The organism is Pedobacter steynii, assembly GCF_001721645.1.
In the GTDB taxonomy this organism is placed as follows: Bacteria; Bacteroidota; Bacteroidia; order Sphingobacteriales; family Sphingobacteriaceae; genus Pedobacter; species Pedobacter steynii_A.
Window position 1 is genome coordinate 5,003,529 of the sequence record NZ_CP017141.1, and the last position, 18,244, is coordinate 5,021,772.

16 protein-coding genes are annotated in these 18,244 nt (G+C 39.1%); 2 read left to right on the forward strand and 14 right to left on the reverse strand.

The genetic code is table 11. The features are described from left to right. Positions 1 to 77: 77 nt before the first annotated feature. The 10 genes from BFS30_RS20725 to BFS30_RS20765 form a co-directional block, all read right to left on the reverse strand. The gene (locus tag BFS30_RS20725) at positions 78 to 1,010 is read right to left on the reverse strand and encodes a FecR family protein (protein ID WP_069381042.1); all 933 of its coding nucleotides are present in this window, start codon (positions 1,008 to 1,010) and stop codon (positions 78 to 80) included. A gap of 83 nt (positions 1,011 to 1,093) precedes the next feature. Then, positions 1,094 to 1,675 carry a sigma-70 family RNA polymerase sigma factor gene (locus tag BFS30_RS20730; RefSeq protein ID WP_069381043.1) on the reverse strand — a complete coding sequence of 194 codons (582 nt, stop codon included), beginning with the start codon at positions 1,673 to 1,675 and terminating at the stop codon, positions 1,094 to 1,096. A gap of 153 nt (positions 1,676 to 1,828) precedes the next feature. Continuing rightward, positions 1,829 to 2,710, reverse strand: a complete 882-nt coding sequence (locus BFS30_RS20735; RefSeq protein WP_069381044.1) for an alpha/beta hydrolase — start codon at positions 2,708 to 2,710, stop codon at positions 1,829 to 1,831. Positions 2,711 to 2,838: 128 nt separating this feature from the next. Further along, on the reverse strand, positions 2,839 to 5,253 hold the full coding sequence (locus BFS30_RS20740) for a serine hydrolase (protein ID WP_069381045.1): 2,415 nt from the start codon (positions 5,251 to 5,253) through the stop codon (positions 2,839 to 2,841). A gap of 89 nt (positions 5,254 to 5,342) precedes the next feature. Then, positions 5,343 to 5,456 (reverse strand): AraC family transcriptional regulator, encoded by a 114-nt coding sequence (locus BFS30_RS28225; RefSeq protein ID WP_083252333.1) that lies wholly within the window; start codon positions 5,454 to 5,456, stop codon positions 5,343 to 5,345. After that, a complete protein-coding gene (locus BFS30_RS20745; protein ID WP_083252149.1) occupies positions 5,437 to 6,375 on the reverse strand; it encodes a helix-turn-helix domain-containing protein in 939 nt (312 codons plus the stop codon). Before BFS30_RS20745 ends, BFS30_RS28225 begins: the two co-directional genes overlap by 20 nt. Positions 6,376 to 6,611: 236 nt before the next feature. After that, a complete protein-coding gene (locus tag BFS30_RS20750; RefSeq protein WP_069381046.1) occupies positions 6,612 to 7,418 on the reverse strand; it encodes a helix-turn-helix domain-containing protein in 807 nt (268 codons plus the stop codon). Beyond that, a complete protein-coding gene (locus tag BFS30_RS20755; RefSeq protein WP_237028623.1) occupies positions 7,419 to 8,345 on the reverse strand; it encodes an aldo/keto reductase in 927 nt (308 codons plus the stop codon). A 143-nt stretch (positions 8,346 to 8,488) separates the two neighbouring features. Continuing rightward, positions 8,489 to 8,971 carry a hypothetical protein gene (locus BFS30_RS20760; protein ID WP_157262990.1) on the reverse strand — a complete coding sequence of 161 codons (483 nt, stop codon included), beginning with the start codon at positions 8,969 to 8,971 and terminating at the stop codon, positions 8,489 to 8,491. Positions 8,972 to 9,198: 227 nt separating this feature from the next. Beyond that, positions 9,199 to 9,897: a DUF1826 domain-containing protein gene (locus BFS30_RS20765; RefSeq protein WP_069381048.1), complete on the reverse strand. Its 699-nt coding sequence runs from the start codon at positions 9,895 to 9,897 to the stop codon at positions 9,199 to 9,201. Between the two features lie 686 nt (positions 9,898 to 10,583). On the opposite strand from BFS30_RS20765, the gene BFS30_RS20770 reads away from it, so the two are divergent. Then, on the forward strand, positions 10,584 to 11,591 hold the full coding sequence (locus BFS30_RS20770) for a hypothetical protein (RefSeq protein ID WP_069381049.1): 1,008 nt from the start codon (positions 10,584 to 10,586) through the stop codon (positions 11,589 to 11,591). 424 nt (positions 11,592 to 12,015) lie between these two features. Here the strand turns inward: BFS30_RS20770 and BFS30_RS20775 are convergent, their stop codons facing one another. The 4 genes from BFS30_RS20775 to BFS30_RS20790 form a co-directional block, all read right to left on the reverse strand. Beyond that, a complete protein-coding gene (locus BFS30_RS20775; protein WP_069381050.1) occupies positions 12,016 to 12,585 on the reverse strand; it encodes a dihydrofolate reductase family protein in 570 nt (189 codons plus the stop codon). Between the two features lie 97 nt (positions 12,586 to 12,682). After that, positions 12,683 to 15,226: an SEL1-like repeat protein gene (locus BFS30_RS20780; protein ID WP_069381051.1), complete on the reverse strand. Its 2,544-nt coding sequence runs from the start codon at positions 15,224 to 15,226 to the stop codon at positions 12,683 to 12,685. Positions 15,227 to 15,231: 5 nt separating this feature from the next. Further along, entirely contained in the window at positions 15,232 to 15,741 is a 510-nt protein-coding gene (locus BFS30_RS20785) for a hypothetical protein (protein ID WP_069381052.1), read from the reverse strand. 201 nt (positions 15,742 to 15,942) lie between these two features. Continuing rightward, positions 15,943 to 16,587, reverse strand: a complete 645-nt coding sequence (locus BFS30_RS20790; RefSeq protein WP_069381053.1) for a DUF1062 domain-containing protein — start codon at positions 16,585 to 16,587, stop codon at positions 15,943 to 15,945. 371 nt (positions 16,588 to 16,958) lie between these two features. On the opposite strand from BFS30_RS20790, the gene BFS30_RS20795 reads away from it, so the two are divergent. After that, positions 16,959 to 18,170, forward strand: a complete 1,212-nt coding sequence (locus BFS30_RS20795; protein ID WP_069381054.1) for a metallophosphoesterase family protein — start codon at positions 16,959 to 16,961, stop codon at positions 18,168 to 18,170. Positions 18,171 to 18,244 lie beyond the last annotated feature (74 nt).

Below are 18,244 nucleotides of genomic sequence, written 5' to 3' on the forward strand. Positions count from 1 at the left end.
TTATGCCTTTTAATTACACAGCGGGACTAACGAACTTTCGACGGGGAGTTAGCCGCTGTTTCTTTTTTAATACTTATCTACTCATAAAGTGTGATGATATGGTCCCTTATGCGGTATTTCGCATCCGTCATTTTGCTGATTGCTTTCATAACTTCTGTAATTTGATTATTTGTTTGGAATGTGGTTTTATAACTTGCTGTGGCCAGTCTTTCACTTTTGGTCTCCAAGGTAAGTCCCCAGGTATTTTTGATCACTAAAGCCAGTTCCCGAAAGGAAGCACCGTCCAATCTGATTGATCCATTTTGCCATGAGTGGGCCATCTGGGCGTTGAACTCCTTCACCTGATAGGCTCCGCTAGCGACCTGGAAAGTGATCTGCTGATTGGGTAGCAAAGCAGCAAGTGTCTTACCGGAGGCGGAGATGCCAACTTTACCAGTTGCCACATTCACCACAACCTGATCCATAGCCGAATAAGCGCGTATATTGAAGGATGTGCCTAGTACGGTCGTTTGTAGTTTCCGGGTGGTCACCACAAATGGCTTGTCCGGATTATGGGCAACTTTGAAAAAAGCCTCGCCGTTCAAATAGATTTCTCGTTTTGTTCCGGTAAAATGGCGTGGATATTTCAGTTCCGAGCCGGAATTCAGCAGGATTTCTGAGCCGTCTGACAAGATCACCTTGAGCATCTTGCCCGTTGCCACTTTGCTAATGCTCCATGTCAAATCATTTTTGGTCTGATGTGCATTTCTATTTACCAGGTACTGATAAAGCGGAACGCTGCAGATAAAAAATGTCAGTACCGCAGCTATTTTTATCCAGTTGGCTGGCTGAAGTAAAAATATACCTGGGCTTTGGCTGGTTTCTGGTATATTGGAGATGATCCTGCTGAGCAGCCTGAGCCGAACTTTTTCCTCATGTTCTTTGTCCGTAAAAACTTTCAGCTCTTCGTCTGGAAGGTCAAAAGCTGCGTACCAGTAGTCTATTGATTTTTTCTTTTCCTGCTCATCCATATGTTGTCCTTTGGATATATAACCGTACAGCAGGCCCAGTTGTCCCAGATCAAAATAAAACTTAATATAACTGGTGTTTTTTGTTAACGATCGCTTAACAATAGGGTCGCCAAAGTGATGATGATCGTTACAGAGGCAAGTTCGGGCTCCCCGGTACTGTAAGTTCGGACAGTAAGTCTGATCCGGTTTAAGGCAGTGCTCAGTTGGTTTCTTACCGTTTTACCGGAGATGTTTAAACGGCTGGCTATTTCTTCATTGGTCAGCATTTCTTCCCTGCTAAGCAGGAAAATCTCTTTCATTCTTTCAGGCAGTTTATTGATTTCCTGCATGACAACGGATTCCAGTTCTCGGGTCATCAAACGGTGGTCACTGGAAAGGGAATCGGCTTCGGTTCTTGAAGTTTCCTGACTTTCAAAATTCATTTTCAAAAGCTCTTTTCTGAAAAAATCTATGATCCGGCTTTTTAGGCGGGTATGAAGTAATGCGCGGACAGCATTTTCGTTTTCCAGGTCGTATTGCCCTTCCAGCAAGGATAGAAACAGATCCTGCAGGATATCCTCTACCTGCGCCTCGTCCCCTAAACGGCGGAAGGCAACGAGGTAGAGTTCTTTCCAGAATTTATTGTACACGTTGGTAATGTATTGTTTCTTTGCCTGCTGTTTCAATTTGAGTTCCCCGAATGCAGCGCAAATCTAGTAAGTACACTATTAACAATAGGTTAAGAAATTGATTTGCTTTACAATAGTGACCTGTAAGCGTTACTATATTTTTGTATCGATGTAAATCTGGCCGCAGGATGAGTTAAATTGTTCTTTGCGTTATTTTTTATCAGTGACTACCCATTGCAAACCCTTGATAAAGGTTGGCAGCTGTGTATCCATATGGTCAAGATTTGAAAAAATATCGCTTTTGAATTGTACCCTGGAGTGCTTTCCCGAATCAAATACACCCGACAGATCTAGAGTGAGTTCCTTTAATCCCCTGCTGCCAGGCTCATCCTGACTGTCTTCCATGCCGCCATAAGTAACATATACCCTGAGGTTGGGATTGGTGTCTGAAGATAAGGAGAGTTTTTTAAATTTATCCGCCAGAAAATACTTGTTGTAATGCAACGAGGGGCTGGCAGCAATAAAGCCCTGTATACCTGTTCTTTCTCCTTCCAGCGTTCGCAACAAGGCAAAAGTGGTAAAATAGCCGCCCAGAGAATGGCCCATCAAAACCCGTTTTGAACTGTTGCTGTGATAGTTCTTGTCAATATAAGGGATCAGTTCCCTAGCTATGAATGATAAGAATTTAGGAGCACCTCCGCTTGTACTCATTTCATATTCAGGTATGGCTACAGGATAGGTATCGTCTCTGGTTCTCAGTGAATCCATGGTTGAAAAATCTTTGTATCCGATGCCAACAAGAATAACATGAGGAGAAAGTCCCACCTCTGAATACTTTCGGAGGGTAGTCGCCATAATGTCAAAATAAAGGTTCCCGTCCAGCAGGTAGACCACTGGGTATTTTTTGTCTTCTCTAGCTCTATAGCCTGTCGGCAGACTAATGCTGACGGTAAAGGAATCAGCAACAGATTTCGAGTATAAATGCTCAATAACCGGTCTTGCATCCTGGGCGGTGGTTGACTCTTTCTCAGGTATTCTTGAGCAACTGATTACGGTCGAGATGCCAGCAAATAGTAGCGCTAATTTTCTCATTGTCATTATTTAATTTATACTAAAGTAAAACTTAAGAAAAAGATTATTAGATATTTAACATTTATTAACTGGTTAATAGATAAACCCGGCAGAACAGCTCTTTATAGAGATTGCAGCAGATTGGCAATCTATGGATTCTTAATATCTATTTTTTCAAAAAACAGGTTTTTAGTCCTATCCGAAACTATATAAAACCCTGTAATGTTTTTTTGTTTGTCACGAGCAAACCTAATACTGCCAAAACTCCTGGCGCTACTTAAGAATAGGTCAGTCTGGATAGGAGTGAAGCTAATTACGGGTTGATTTTTATTGCTTGTAAATAAGCCTTTTTCATTTTGAGACAATGAGTATATTATCTTTAATGCACTGTTATAGAAGGTACCCCTAAACTCATTTAAAGCAGTAGCAGCGTGTTTGATAGGATTGTAGCCTTCGTATATATACTCATCGCTTTCACCGGAAGTGTAAATCATTTTCATGGTATCTTCTTCTTTTCGAAATTTCACCATGATCACATCATCGCCGTTAACCATCATTTGAAATTTATTTTCTGATACTGGTACCAGAAGGCTCTCGTTATTGCTGTCTAAAGATTGGTAGCGTAATGTATCATTTTTCACATAAATCCTACGGGCCGCTACGTGTTCATTGTCCCAATAATGGCCACTGTATGTTTCTAATTGTTGACGTGTTAATTTTATGGTTTTAAGCTTATTGAAATCAATATTTGCGGGTGCAGGAAATATATCCCCCAGCACTTCGACAGCCATATTCATGGCAAGACCACCATTGTATCTATTGTTGTTGCCAATAACAAATGAAGTGACATTTTGATGTGGAAATATGAAAATATTACTGGCATAACCACCATCTAACCCATAAGTCCAGATTTTTGGAACACCTCGTTCCGCATGCTGATATTGTTGTCCGTATAGCAATCTTCCTGCAGTAGGGGTATAGGTTGTCGTGCCATCATTTAAAGTAACAGGCGAAGTCAGTTTTTCAATTAGTTTTTTACTGCCTATTTGGGGGTTCTCAAAATTGAGATACCAACGACTTAAATCCGCTACAGAAGTATAAAGATTAGTAGTTCCAATAATGGAATAGTTGATAGGATTATTCTTTAACCCGTTTTTTTCAACTTGATAGGAGACAGCCACATTAGGGATGATCAGTTGATTGTCATCATAAAACAAAGTATTGGTCATGCCCAGGGGTTGAAAAATATGTTGCTGAGAAAAGGCTGCCAGGGTTTGCCCGGTAACTTGTTTTACTACTTCGGTCAATAAAATGAGTCCTGATGCGGTCTGAGAAAATTTTGTACCCGGTATGTGATCCAATTTCTTTTGTTGAAAGATTAAATCCAACGCATCTTGCTGTGTAAAAACATCGTTATCTCTCCAGCCTGCAATTTCTTTTAAGGCTAAAAAATCAGCCAATCCACTCGATTGGCTTAACAAATGTTTGATGGTTATTGGATATCCAAAATCAGGTAATTGTGGGATGTATTTATGAACATCATCAGATAGAGACAGTTTCCCCTGTTCCTCAAGCAGTAAAATTGCAAAGGCTGTAAATTGCTTTGACATCGCACCTATTTGGAATTTGGTGTCTGTGGTGATGTCTGATTGATGATGAACATCAGCCGTTCCAAATCCTTTCAGGTAGACAATTTTGCCGTTCTTTAACAACCCTGCCGCCACGCCCGGTTTATACGGCGCATTGTTCCAGTCGGAGAATACCTTATCCAAATTCTTAAAGGGGTTGTTCCGTATGTGGGGGGTATTGGCTCCAATAAGTGCTATAATATCATGAGCCATTTTTGATGCAGAACTAGGGTCCTGTCCGGTTACAAATCTACCATCAACAATAGTAAAACCGTCCCAGCCTTTATCAGAATACACAAAGTTGCCTCCATTGCTTTTTATGGCCTCGTCAATTACAAAAGGAAATGTTTTGTAATATTCGGCTTCCTTTCTCTCAAACTTGTTTGGAAACCCTGTTATCTTTTTGCCATTATACAGTGATTTTCCAGCATCATCTTTTAGGTAGACTAACCCTGCCGTGCCATGACAAATGGCGGCAACTACTCCGTCCTGGTTATAAATTTTCCTTGCGATGTTCTGAATAGTTTGATCTTCTGCCACACCAAACATGGCTGCTCCGCCACCGGTATAAAAAATTACACTATAATCGTCTGTCCTGATATCTGATGGTTTTAATGTATGTTGCAATTTGTCCATAAAAAATGCATCATAAAGATGTTTTTTCTGAATACTATCAGATGAATTGATATAGCCAATTGGAATTGCCCCGCCCTTCGGACTGATAAAATCGACTGTCAGCCCTGCTTTTACAAATAGATGATAAGGAGCGACGATCTCCTCAAAGTGGTTCGCGGCAGTAATTTTACTGTTCCCATAAAACTCTTGATTGGATGTGACAAACAAGATCTTTTTTTGCGCATAAGCATGTGTAAGCAATGAGCTGAATAAAATGCCCATAATAATTACCTGATAAAATTTAGATGTCGATCTATACATAAGTGTTTTTTTGATTACAAATGTAGAGTGACATCCGGCCTCCAGGGGCTTGGTTTGTAAACTGGGAGTACGGTATTATAGATTCGAACTCATTTTGAGTGTGATTTTTGATATTCGGCGGGAGTGAAGCCAGTTGTTTTTTTAAATGCAGTAAAGAAGGTCGATTTAGAGTTAAAACCACTATCATAGCCTAAACTTTCGATGGTATAGTTTTTTTTCGGTTTCTAATAACCTTTTTGCTTTTTCAATTCTATATTCTTTAACAAGACTGGAGAAAGATTTACCTAAAATCTCATTTACATATTGTGATAATAGATGCTTTGTTACTTTCAATTCTTTTGCGGCTTCTTCAAGTGTGAAATTTGGATTAAGAAATAGTTCTTTTTCCATAATGATGGATAGTTTTTGCTCAATGACATCAAGCGTTTTCTGATCGATTTCTTTGTTTTTATATTTCTCTTTTTCCTGAAAAAAGGCGGACTCTTTACTGTTTTTAAAAACTAAAAGTAAGACAATGATGTACAAGATAAATGTAAATGACAAGGCTCCGGCTATATAAGATGTGTAAGCTGAGGTAGTATATGCCAACCATATAAGTGTAACCCCTAAATGAATGCTAATTAACCATACCTCTATTTTGCGTAAACTTTCTTTCTCTCTGATTTTTTGAATAACCGGTAGAAGGTATTTTATGGACAAAATGATATAAATGCCCCACTGGGCAGATATTGCTGACAGAACCCATCTACTCCAAATTGTACGGTGTTCAACATAAGGATAAAAATATCCTAAAATGGTGATTACGGCCATATAAGGTATGACATGTTTTGCCCAATTTGGCTTTTCCTCTTCTGTGTATGATTTCAGGTATAAAAAAAGAAATGGACCAATCAGAACACAGGCAGAAATCCCAACCTGAATAAAAGCATTGGATAAATGTGGATTGAAATAGAAAAATACTGATTTAATAATTCTGATGCTAAGAACCAGCAGTAGCAAGGATAAAAAGTAGTTTGTGAAAATTTTCTTTTTAGCATTTATGGCAAAATATAATGAAAGTAAGAAACCATTAAAAGCTCCCAGGGCGCTAAAAAAGAAGAGCAATTGGTTTGTCTCCATCATTTGTATTATTCTATTAAATCATTTTTATGATCTCTGGCCATGGTTAGGCTTTTATCATCTGTTAAAACAAATAAAGCAATTCTGCATGCTGTCTATTAAAAATCTTAAGCTAATTTAATACTATTTCCTGGTAACATATTATTGGTGCTGAAATATAACAGGGATAGTTTATTGAAAAGATTTTAACAAAACAGGAGTCCGAATTTTTAAAATATTGTCGTGGCCACGTAGTATGATCAAATCAGCGATGGTGCTTTACCGAATTTTTGTTTGAACGAACGTGAAAAATGAGGCAGGCTTTCGAAGCCGAGATCTAAATAAATGGCCGATGGCTTTTGATGTTTCTGCTCGATCAGATGCTTTGCCGCTTTAAGGCGTTGATCTAACAGCCATTGACGGGGAGGTGTGCCAAACGTTTTTGCAAAATCGCGTTTAAAGCCTGCGAGGCTGCGTCCAGTGAGCCGGGCAAATCTTTCAACCGGAACGTTAAAATGAAAATTGGCCATCATAAACCGCTCCAGGTCAATTTTATGAGGTTCTGCAAAATCGAATAAGTATGACCTCAATTGTGGCAGGCTATGTAATAATAGTTTAACGCCTTCTTTGACTTTGAGGATGCCCATATCTTCTGTGAGCGTCCCTACCGGGGAGTGTGCATAGGGAATAATGGATTGAAAATAGCCGAGAAGAAATGGATCGGTCGGAATGGGCACGTTAGATGGACCGAGATATTTAGGACCGGTGTCGATCTGTTCTTCCAGCGCTATTTTGCGTAACAGATCTTCCTGAAGGCAAATAACAATGCTTTCATAACCCTGGCCGTGAAGAGGGGTTTTAGTCAGCGTACCCAGCTGATTTTTACCTACCAGCAGCATTTCGCCTGCTTTGAGCTCCAGGCGCTGGTCGGCCGTTTCTAAATGAAGTTGGCCGGAAACCATCAATACCAGCGTATGATGGTTCCAGAAGCATACTTTATCTTTCCGTTCTGCGGAGAGATAGGAATAGAAGATCACACCGGGAAGTATTTCAGCTGGGTTGGTCATTTATCTCTGTAAGTAAGTGCCGCCTAAGATGGCGCCCGATGCAAAAGTAGTATTTAATAATTCCATTTCAGACATCGTAAATTCAATGCCCATGGCAGCGATATTTTCCGGTAACCTTGAACGGCGGCTCATGCTCACTAACGGCATCATATGTTCGCCTTGCGCATTTACCCAGGCGATGGCAATTTGTGTAGGTGTAAGCTGTTTATCTTTCGCCAGGGCTTTTAATACCTCCACTTTTTCCAGGTTTTTAACAAGGTTATCACCCTGAAAGCGCGAGAAGTGCAGGTGATAATCATCACTTGAAAGCGGCGCTTTCATGTCGCCTGTTAACAGACCTTCAGCGGTGTTGGCAAAGGCGGCTACTGCGATACCCATTTCTTTAGCTGCCGGCAATAAATCGCTTTCTATCTGTCTGTCTGCGAGTGAATAGCCGATTTCCAATGCGCTTATCGGATGAATCCGGTTTGCTTCACGCAGTTGATCGGCCGTGATCTCAGAAACACCAATGTAGCGTACCTTACCTTCTTTGATCAGATCGGCTACGGTACCTATGATATCTTCTACAGGTACGCTGTCGTCCATCCGGCAGGGCTGGTACAAGTCTATGGTGTCAATGCCTAAACGGATAAGCGAATAATTGATGAAATTCTTAATAGCCACAGGGCGCAGATCCAGGCCCAGCCATTGGCCGTTATGAAAAAGACCACCAAACTTAACGCTGATGAAAGCATCGTCTCTGCGGCCTTTAATGGCTTTACCGACTAGCAGTTCATTGTGTCCTGCACCATAAAAATCACCGGTATTTAAAAAATTGATGCCACTGTCAAGTGCAGACTGTATGGTAGCTATACTTTCGGTTTCACCTGGCGTTGGACCTCCCCATACGGAAGACATGCGCATACAGCCCAAACCAAGTTTGGACACGAGTGGGCCGTTTTGGCCTAATTGAATTTTTTTGATCGTTGTCATGATACAAAGATCAGCGTTCGATCATTATTGAGCTTATCTATACGGCTCAAATTAATTATCCCGGTAGCCCATGAATACAGTAAAGACGACAGATTGGTTTATTGCTTTTCCCAGGAACCTTTTTCGTCAAGAATTTTTAAATAGCTGTTATATGGCTCATTAATATAGTAAAGCTGATACAGCTGATCAGTTAGCACTGTGAGAAAGGTAAAGAAAATCGAAAATTCTTCTTCTGAGTTGTAAAGCCCGCCCCACTCATTCAACACCCAATTTAACGTTTTTCCATCCCGGGTGGTGATCGAAAATTCCAGATAAGGAGTGTCAACATCTGTTTTTTTGTAATAGTCCTGCTGCAGTCCCCCAAATAGAGCCATTTGCCATATAGGAACCCGAATGGAGTGTATTTCCGAAAACAAAACAGAACCAAAATATAAGCTGGTAAAGCCTTCTTTACTTACTGAGATAATTTCTGTTGACTTCCTTTCGGAGGCCACTTTAAACAACTGGTAAATGGCCACTAACGTTAAAGGTAAGAAGATCAGCAATAGCCAGGGTGGGAAAAGTGGGTGTGAATTTTCCATTAAACCAGTGGTTGTTAATGTAATAGTTAGTAACGTGGTAAAAAACCAAAACAGAATAGTCGAGGTTTTTTTGCCATTATTAAAACGGAAGCGATAGGTATTCATAATTAAGTACGATCTCTACAATCCAGATTGTTTGGGGGTTTTTAATAGTAAATCTAATTATTATTTGCCCGACTTAAATCTTTTTCATAAGGAAAATAATCATTAGATAGGTCGAAAGGTTACTAGCAAATCAGAAGCAGGCGGTATTCGCCTTCATTTTCTATAGGTGCCCGATGAACACAGGGTAAAACTTTTTGTTCAGGATGATCTACAGCTAATCTCCAAAGATGACCTAATCCTAAATTTATTGGCTGCGCATTGGGTTTAGGTTGATAATGCAGATCAAAATAATATTCCTGCAAAAAGGTTTCAAATTCCGCTTCTGAACCCTTATGTAACTTTTTGAGCTTTTCCCGAATTTCAGGAATCAATATTTTTTGTTCAACCTGACTATTGGGTAAGATATCACTTGCCGCACCATAATAGGTACATAGAAATGTATCCGTTCCAATTGTTGAACGATCTACGTGATAAGAATATACATCGGTTGAAATGAAATCTAACTCCTCATCCCGTTCGTAACTTTTAAGTAAATTGAGTGAAGGCGATGCTCCAAGATCAGCTAATAACTGTAAATCACTTAAGAGGGTTTCCCTTGCCATATCACCTTTTTCTGATAACTGAAGCGCTAAAAGGTCTTTAATGGAAACTTCAGTAATCTTCTCTTTTAAGTGAAGTTTAGACACGATTTCTTTAAAATCTCCAACTAAATTTCTGGACCAGCAAATCGCATTCATAGCCCCTTGAAAATTGGTATTCACAAGGTCAGAAAAAGTAAAAACCGTTCCAGTTTGATTGTCGTCAGAAAATTTATCTTTCATATTTTAGAATAATAGCTTAATTCTTTGCAAGAATAAGGAATAGGTTCGTAGATCATGCTAAGATCAAATTTGTTTTTATTTTGGTATAATTTGTACCTTGTGTGTACCGCCTAAATAAAATTTCGTTTTAAACCTCTATCCTGTGTTCTTGAGTTAATTCCTAATTGTTTATTAGATCATGTTCTTTGTCACTCATTTTTAGCACCTGCGAAGTTACTGGTTTGTCAAAACGTAAAAGAACTTTCGCAGCATAACCGCGTTGTTATTAATTCCACGTTCCGTAGTACATTTTACCTTGACCCAATCCTTGTTGATATGCAAAATTTAGATATGACAACAAGACCACAATTTATCAAAACAAAAGACGGTGAAATTTATCAAAAATCATCGTTAACTCCTGATTTCGAATTTTATACTGATGATAGATGGTTTAATGATGTTTTCATAAACTAGACACTGTACTTGAAAAAAAGTGGCGCTAGACAAATGAGAATATGAAGTACAATATTGCATGTATTTTGGAGAATGCTAATTGCAACGACGAGCTGATGCCTTAGATATTTTAAATTCGATTACGTGATATTTTCAAAAAAGAATATTAAAAATATATCTAGCTTAGATATTTCGTTATTTTTTTCATAGGAACGCGATATGTTTGTATTTTTGTGCAAAATATTATTCAAATTATGAAAAAACTATTATTGTCATTAATTACGTTAAGTTTGCTTAGCTGCTCTAAGGATGGATTTGAAATCCAAAACGAAGAAACCCAAACTAAAAAGAATCAATTAATGTATGGCTTTGTAAACACCCCTACGGTATCAGATTCTAATAAAGTTTGGCAGGTCGGTACAAATCCCTGGACTATTTATGGCTTTTACAGTAGCCATACGAAGAAGCATATGTATTCAAATTCGCCATTACCATCCGAGCTCCCACGTACCCAACCTGGGCAGTATTATAATTTTCTGGAGCGAACTTTAGGTGCTGCTGATGATAAAGTAACCGGAAAAGGAAATATGATTACAGCCTGGTTTAATATCAACAACGAAGATTTAGTGTTAACGACCAATCCTAATGAATTTAACGGACAACCTGGCTGGAAAAAAGATCGTGATCTTGGCAAAAGTTTTTTGGGTAGCGAAGAAGGAAGTTTCCCTATTTACAGATATTATAGAAATTCTACCAGTTCTCACTTTTATACAAGAGACAAAAATGAATTAGGGGATGGAAATTCTGGCTTTGTGTATGAAGGGGTTGCTTTTTACCTTAAGGAATCAGGTCCATGGGAATTTAGGATACAAGACGGCACTTTTTATAAAGATATTAATACAGGATATTATTATATCGTAATGGAAAGCCAGTTAAGAATTTTAGAATCCTTAGAAATGATAAGGAGAGTATTTGATTTTAGACCTGATACAAGATACGGACTTCCTGGACATCCAATTATAGAATTGGACATACAAACAATTAAGGGAACTAGAGGGCCCGCCATATCTGCAAATGCTTACCTTACCCAGGATGTTAATACTGGAATGAGGTATTTTAATAATCCTCAAAATGGGAGAGGAAATTTGAAAATTATACCAAATGATGTAGTTTTTAGTAGGTACAATTTTCATAAGGATAATGTTCAAAAAGTAACCGGCACGAATAATTCCAGATTACAAGAACTTAAAATTACATATTAGAAACATAAAAAATATATTCTCTTAAGCCACAATATCCATCGATGGGTAATTGTGGCTTTTTTTTGGCCTCATAAATGGTTTATTTTTAGCAGGGTGCTATGCCATTTTATCAATTACTGAAATCAATCCCTGAATTGCCTTGTTTTTTATTACTACATATAAAGTTATGGGACAGCATTTCTATGAAAAGTAAGAAGAATCTGGTCAGGAAGTTGTCGGAATATTTTGCCGACCGGATTCGTCAAATTTCATAAACCGGAAATGCGTTGACTACATTCTACATCTCCTGTTTTTTTGCATGTAAAAACATCTCCCAAGATCGCAATGAACATTTCGCACTCCGATCATGAAGAACTCATGAAAGAAAAGGGATTGCTTTGATCATTTGACAGGACAAAATTAAATGAGGTAGCTCGATGAAAGATTATTTTTTCAGCGATCCAAGGTGCTTATAAGTGTTGAGCAGCACACCTGTTGGTGTGGTCAATGTGCTGACGTATTCGAGTTCGCGTGCGTCAAAGCTGTCTGTAAATAGGCGTTTGCCTTTACCCAGTATTACAGGATATACGATGAGGGTAACATCATCTATCAATCCCGCGTCGAGGAGCAAAGATATTAATGATGTACTTCCGGAAAGGACCAGATCATGGCCATCTGACGATTTGAGTTTGCGAAGCCCTTCTATGATATCTTCGCCCAAATCCTTAACAGGTCCCCATTCCAGGCCTTCACATCTGTGGGTAGCAACGTATTTGGTTGCAGCGTTTAGAGCGTTTGCCATAGGAAAGTCCCCGGCATCAGGCCAGAAGCCCGACCAGGTATCGTAAGTGTTGCGGCCAAGCAGCAGGTCAAAGCTTATACCGTATGCCTCAAGAAGCATCGCCATTCCCGCAGGGCTGCGATAGGGTGTTGTCCATGCGCCATACACGTAGTTTTCGTCGTGCTCGATTACACCGTCAAGCGAGATATGTTCGAAGATTCTGATCTTTCTCATTTTGGTTCTATTAGTTTAATTCTTATCCAAATTTAAAGAGGAAGAGCTGCACAGGTGAGGTGTGATCGCGACAATATAAGGGGGCTTTTAACCATTCCTAAAGACCAAACCATCCTTTCTTTTTGATCAAAAGATCTTCTGGTATTTCCAAACCTGCTGCTTTTGCTGCGTCGATATGCTGCTGTACTTTTTGTTCATCCTTAAAACCTGTTTCATTCTGGTAAATTAAGGCAAGCTCTATATGTGCCTGCTGATATCCAAAGTTTAATGAAAGTTTAAAGCTATCTATTGCCTTGATGACATTTTTGCTGGTTCCTAATCCGTGTAGATAAAAAATGCCAAGATTGTAGGCGGAGACATCAATTCCTTCGTCGGCACCCAGCTGATAATAATGCAGTGCCTTTTCGTAGTCGCCTTTTAGATCATTAAGGTAACCTAACCAGTTATTTCTAGGTTCACCGAGGTCTGCAGCAGCCTGATAGTATTGAAGTGCTTTATCGTGATCGGAGGGAAGCAGAAGATCTTCCGAATACAAGTCGCCCAGGTTGTTGTTGGCTATTGCCAGTTGTTCTTCCGCAGCTTGATTTAGCCAGAATAATGCCTGGTCTATATCTACCGGAGTTCCAATCCCATATTTATAGCACATTCCCAGCCCATTCATTGCATTTTCATTGCCACCCGTTGCACTTTTATGGTACCAATAAAATGCTTTATCATCATCAATAAATCCTTCAATGTTATAGTAAAGATGTGCAAGGTTGTTCATGGAAAGCGTATAACCTTTTTCAGCTGCAATGGTATCATAGTAGATTGATTTTGCATAATCTTTAGCCTCGTAGGCTTCGGTAGCCAGGACACAAAGGGTGTAAGCAGGAACCAGTTCATCTGCTATTCGTTCATCATTCCGGTCTATCCCTTTTCCATAGGCCAGAAGTCTTTTCCTGGTTTCGTATTCGAAATAGTAGGCGTAATCCTCGCTGGCATGTTCCAGTGCAACTGATTTACTGGTAGGAGTGATTGCGGCCTCACTAACGGAATAGACCTTGTCTGCTTTAAATGCGTAGGCAAAACCATCTTCATTGGGTTTCTGTACAACCAGGTCAAATTCAAAATCACCGATGTTATGGTTTGTGGCATTGGCTATGCTCCACATTTGGTTTTTTTGAAGGGTAAAAACGGTGTCATGAAGCCAAAGGATTTGCTGATAGTCATCAAGGGGAATTAGCCAGGACGGCTTATCCGGATTACCATCGTAAATGCCCTTTTTATCTCCCTGATGTACGAGTGCGATGTCGCTTATCTCATCGTTAACTGTTGCGCGGATATCCAGAATTGCATCATATTGGCAGGGCAGAATATAACTTTCATTTTTTCTGCTGATGACGCCATGTTTCTTGTCTTTTCGAATAACCAGTATGTCTTTGAAATTTGTTTGCCTGTTGATCTTTTCAAAGCCGCTATCCAACAGCGTTCCATCTTTTTTGTATAGTAGGCTGGAATTAAGTCCTTTATGTGGTTTAATTAATAGCAAGCCCTTATCCAGATTTTCTATGGAGTCAATTGGGAATTCGCCCAGGTATTTAAAAAATTCATTGTAAATCTTTTGGTTTTTCTGTCCACTAATTTGGATGTGATAAAAACCATATCCTGCATCAATTACATCCTGGTGCTCAAAATCAACAACAACCTGGCCGGAGGTGTCGATGAGGCCCCAGAAAGCTTCTTTTTTTGCATTGAAAGCGCTTCCATCTCCAACAACTTCCAGTTCGTCATAAATAAGCGGTGTGATCCGATCGCCTTTTGTGTTGATCAATCCGGATTTTTCCTGCGATATAACTACTGCGACACCTGAATACTCGAAATCATAGGCATCGTCCCAGACCAATGGAATTGCTATCCTTCCGGCGGTGTCTACGTATCCATATTTATTGTTTTGCGATACTACTGCAAGATTATGGGGACCAAAGGCGTAAAATTCATCAAACTGAGGATTTAATAAAACTTGGCCGTCTTTACTCCTTAATCCCCAAAGTTTATTCTCTTCAAATATTTCATAAGAAAGCTGTTCTTCAGCGGATACCCAGATACAGGACCAGCCATAATCATAGTCTTCATAATTTAACAGTTCAGGAAAAGAGCGGAAAGCGGGACTAACATCTTTAAGATTTTTATAATTAAGCAAGCTGATATCTCCAGCGTCCATTGCTGCCGTAATTGCCTGATTGTTGTAAGCAATGTTAGCCAACCACATTCTGGCCTGTTCTGCATGAGGGGTATCGTCCATATTCAAAACATCCCAGATGTCCAGGTGAAAGTAATTTCCTGTAAGCTTATCCAGGTAATTGAAAAGCTTATCGCGGGCATCTTTAAACTTTTCAGTATTTACAATCAGGTCGGGCTGTTCTTCGAGAAATTTATAAAACCGTTTCAGGTTTTCAATTCCAGGTTTGGAGTCATAGAATAAGCCGGAATCGTTAAATTCCACGTGATTGTTGTAATTGTTGCCTGAAATGAAGCCTCCTGCTACTAATAATGGCTGAAGCATAAGTGGCATTTCGTAACCCCATTCCATCATCATCTTATCCGCATTTTCGGCAACTGATGGGGTATTGATATTGTATAAATAGGTACGGTGTGACATTTAGTTTATATTATTATTACAACTTCCGTGCAAATTTGGTTTTTGAACCATATTTCAATCGGGAACTTTTCTAATCTCCAATTACCGGCCTCAATCCCGTAATCAAAACTAGCGAAGCTTTTCGGTAAACCTATCATCTGTTCTATTTCTGCTAAAGAAAGGCCTTTAAAAAGCCTGTTGGTTAAATCCAGATCAATATTCTGCTGATCTGCTTTTAGTGAGGCTGAAAGATCATCCGCCAGTTTATTTGCCTGTAGAATCCTGCTTTCGAATGTGCCCAGGTTATCTAAATATTCTTCTGCAGCTATGTAATTGTTAAAGCATCCGATGCAGGCAGCTTGTTTGTTGTTCAGGTAAATGCCGTAGGGGTTAAGCGGCAGGTTACAAAGTTCACAATCTTTTCCAGCCCATTCCTTCAAATAGGTATGGTAAGTGTACTGCTCTTTTATTAATCTTATCGCCTCAATTTTTTTCAGTAGGAGGGAGAAGTTTATTGCTCTTTTATTTAAAACCATGTTTACTGTCCAAATTTCCCTGCTGATCTGTGAAGACTACCAGTAGCCAAAGTGTATTCCACGGTAGGTATAGATTCTTTTACAATATGTGTCAAATTTTTGGTAAATAAAAAATCAAAGCACAATGATAAATTATTGCGCTTCGATTTTTTTTATAAGAGGAATGAGGTATGCTGTTAAACTTCATTTTATAAGTGGGCTTTAAGTAGGAGTGTGCTCAGTTTTGTTTTTATTTTCCATATATGCCTTTAACTTTTCACGATTTACGGTAACTATAATTCCATTTTTTACTTTGCATTTTTTTAGGGAACACAGAGGGAGAGCGGTAATTATTCCTGCACTCAGCATTTCCTCCAAAGGCTTTAACGAAATATCGAGGCATTTTCGAACGACATGGCTCAATTTAAGATCAAGGTTGAAACTTGATTTCAGTTCAAATTCAATCAGATCTTCTTCCAGGTTACAGATGTCTTCCAGCGTAAGGCCGTTATGGGTTATGTCGTATGTTACCTCGCTGTAATCGAACTCCATTCTATTTCGCCTTATGGTATCTGCGTCGAATACGTATTTCCAGGCTGTTTTTTCATCATTATCACTAAACTTTTGGAATAGGTCTTTATCTATTAATCCGGTTTTGGTACGGGAAAAGATGGTAATATTAGTGGTGTCATCACAGTTCACACATCTATAAATCAACCATACATCAATGTTCTTTTTTTGTGAGTTTAGTCTGAATTTATTGCTACAATAATAGAGTTTACTATTTCTGCATTTACTGCATTTTTTTTTAAATAAGGGGGTATTGACTGGAGTAACTTCCCAGGTAAATTTCTTAACAACTTGCATGTTTCTAATCAAAAAATGATTTGACGATAAGCTGTGGAATACCCTGCAATCAGGGCATCACGAGCCGACCATAAATAAATTAAGGGTATAAAAAACCGATTTAGGCGGAGCGCCTAAATGAATAGAAATAATAACCTGCGGTTATAACGGTTATTATTAAGCTGCTAAGTAAAAAGGGCGTTTTCTCAAAACACAGATATTAATAAGTAATTATACAAATGTATTACTTTTTTTTAAATCTGCCTGAACCAGAATTTAAGCGCTGCTAACTGATGCGCAAACGATTGCGCTTTAAAATGTTTGCAATCGCAGTTATTTGTAATTAGAATTGTCATAGAGAAGTGAAAGCAACTTAAACCAACCAAAATCGTATGAAAGAGAATTTATTAAAGGGAAACAGAAGAAACTTTCTGAAGGGAGGGCTTGTCCTTGGTGGGCTGGCCGTGTTAAAACCTGAGCAGGTGATTTCTAGCCCCCTTAATGATCGTTATGAGGATTTTCGAATTATCACAGGACCTTATTTACAAACAAATTTTGGCAATAGCATCTCCATTTTATGGATTACCAGTAAAGATAGTTCCAGTTGGGTGGAATATGGCGAGTCGCCGGATCAACTGGATAAAAAGGCGTATGGCAAAAGCGATCTGGGACTGAAACCTGCGGGTCGTCTGAACTGTGTTAAACTGGAGCGTTTGAAGACTGGTGTGACCTATCATTATAAGATTGTCTCAAAGGAAATCAAAGATTTTCAACCTTATAAACTGACCTATGGAGATACCATTTCCGGCAATATTGAAAGTTTCTTAAATGCTGACGTGGCAAAGGATGAGGTTTCTTTCGTTATGTTAAACGATATTCATGACAGACCAAAATCTATCGCTCACCTTTTGGACCTCGATAAAGGGAATAAACGTGATTTCATTTTCTTCAATGGTGATATTTTTGATTATCAGACTGATGAAAGGCAAATTATAGAACATATGTTGCAGCCCTGCGTAGACTATTTTGCAAAGAGTACGCCTTTTATATATGTCAGGGGAAATCATGAAACCCGGGGTAAATTTGCGCGGGATTTTGCAGACTATTATGATCATGTCGGGTATACTGCATTTACACTTGGCCCGGTTCGTTTTGTAATTCTGGATTCAGGTGAGGATAAGCTGGATTCACATCCTGTATATGCGGGGATTGTAGATTTTGATCGATATCGAGAAGAACAGGCTGCCTGGCTTGAAAATGAAATTAACCGCAAGGAATTTAAAAAAGCGGCTTTCCGTGTGGTATTGATGCATATACCTCCCCGTTATTCGGGAGATGAACATGGAGCTGTTCATTGTACAGAATTATTTGAACCGATCATGAACCGTGGAAAGGTTGATTTGGTTTTAAGCGGACATACCCATCGGTACAAAATTCATCCGCCGGATAAAAAGTTAAATAACTATCCGATTATTATTGGAGGCGGGCCTCGTGATGGTTCCAGAACCCTGACAAAAATCAACGCAACTAACAAGCAAATACAAGTGAGTATGGTAGATGATTCGGGGAAAGAAGTGGGCAATTATCTGGTGGAAAAGCGTTGAGCAAACTTTGTCTCTTTTACCCCCATAAGTTGTCGTTTATGCGGCCTGTAATATGTTAATAATCTTTAGAAGTT

What these genes read in the sequence shown, in the direction of transcription:
- BFS30_RS20725 (WP_069381042.1), bottom strand. Translation starts at nt 1,010, where the DNA reads ATGGATGAGCAGGAAAAGAAAAAATCAATAGACTACTGGTACGCAGCT.
- BFS30_RS20735 (WP_069381044.1), bottom strand. Translation starts at nt 2,710, where the DNA reads ATGAGAAAATTAGCGCTACTATTTGCTGGCATCTCGACCGTAATCAGT.
- BFS30_RS20740 (WP_069381045.1), bottom strand. Translation starts at nt 5,253, where the DNA reads ATGTATAGATCGACATCTAAATTTTATCAGGTAATTATTATGGGCATT.
- BFS30_RS20745 (WP_083252149.1), bottom strand. Translation starts at nt 6,375, where the DNA reads ATGATGGAGACAAACCAATTGCTCTTCTTTTTTAGCGCCCTGGGAGCT.
- BFS30_RS20750 (WP_069381046.1), bottom strand. Translation starts at nt 7,418, where the DNA reads ATGACCAACCCAGCTGAAATACTTCCCGGTGTGATCTTCTATTCCTAT.
- BFS30_RS20760 (WP_157262990.1), bottom strand. Translation starts at nt 8,971, where the DNA reads ATGGAAAATTCACACCCACTTTTCCCACCCTGGCTATTGCTGATCTTC.
- BFS30_RS20765 (WP_069381048.1), bottom strand. Translation starts at nt 9,897, where the DNA reads ATGAAAGATAAATTTTCTGACGACAATCAAACTGGAACGGTTTTTACT.
- BFS30_RS20770 (WP_069381049.1), top strand. Translation starts at nt 10,584, where the DNA reads ATGAAAAAACTATTATTGTCATTAATTACGTTAAGTTTGCTTAGCTGC.
- BFS30_RS20775 (WP_069381050.1), bottom strand. Translation starts at nt 12,585, where the DNA reads ATGAGAAAGATCAGAATCTTCGAACATATCTCGCTTGACGGTGTAATC.
- BFS30_RS20780 (WP_069381051.1), bottom strand. Translation starts at nt 15,226, where the DNA reads ATGTCACACCGTACCTATTTATACAATATCAATACCCCATCAGTTGCC.
- BFS30_RS20785 (WP_069381052.1), bottom strand. Translation starts at nt 15,741, where the DNA reads ATGGTTTTAAATAAAAGAGCAATAAACTTCTCCCTCCTACTGAAAAAA.
- BFS30_RS20790 (WP_069381053.1), bottom strand. Translation starts at nt 16,587, where the DNA reads ATGCAAGTTGTTAAGAAATTTACCTGGGAAGTTACTCCAGTCAATACC.
- BFS30_RS20795 (WP_069381054.1), top strand. Translation starts at nt 16,959, where the DNA reads ATGAAAGAGAATTTATTAAAGGGAAACAGAAGAAACTTTCTGAAGGGA.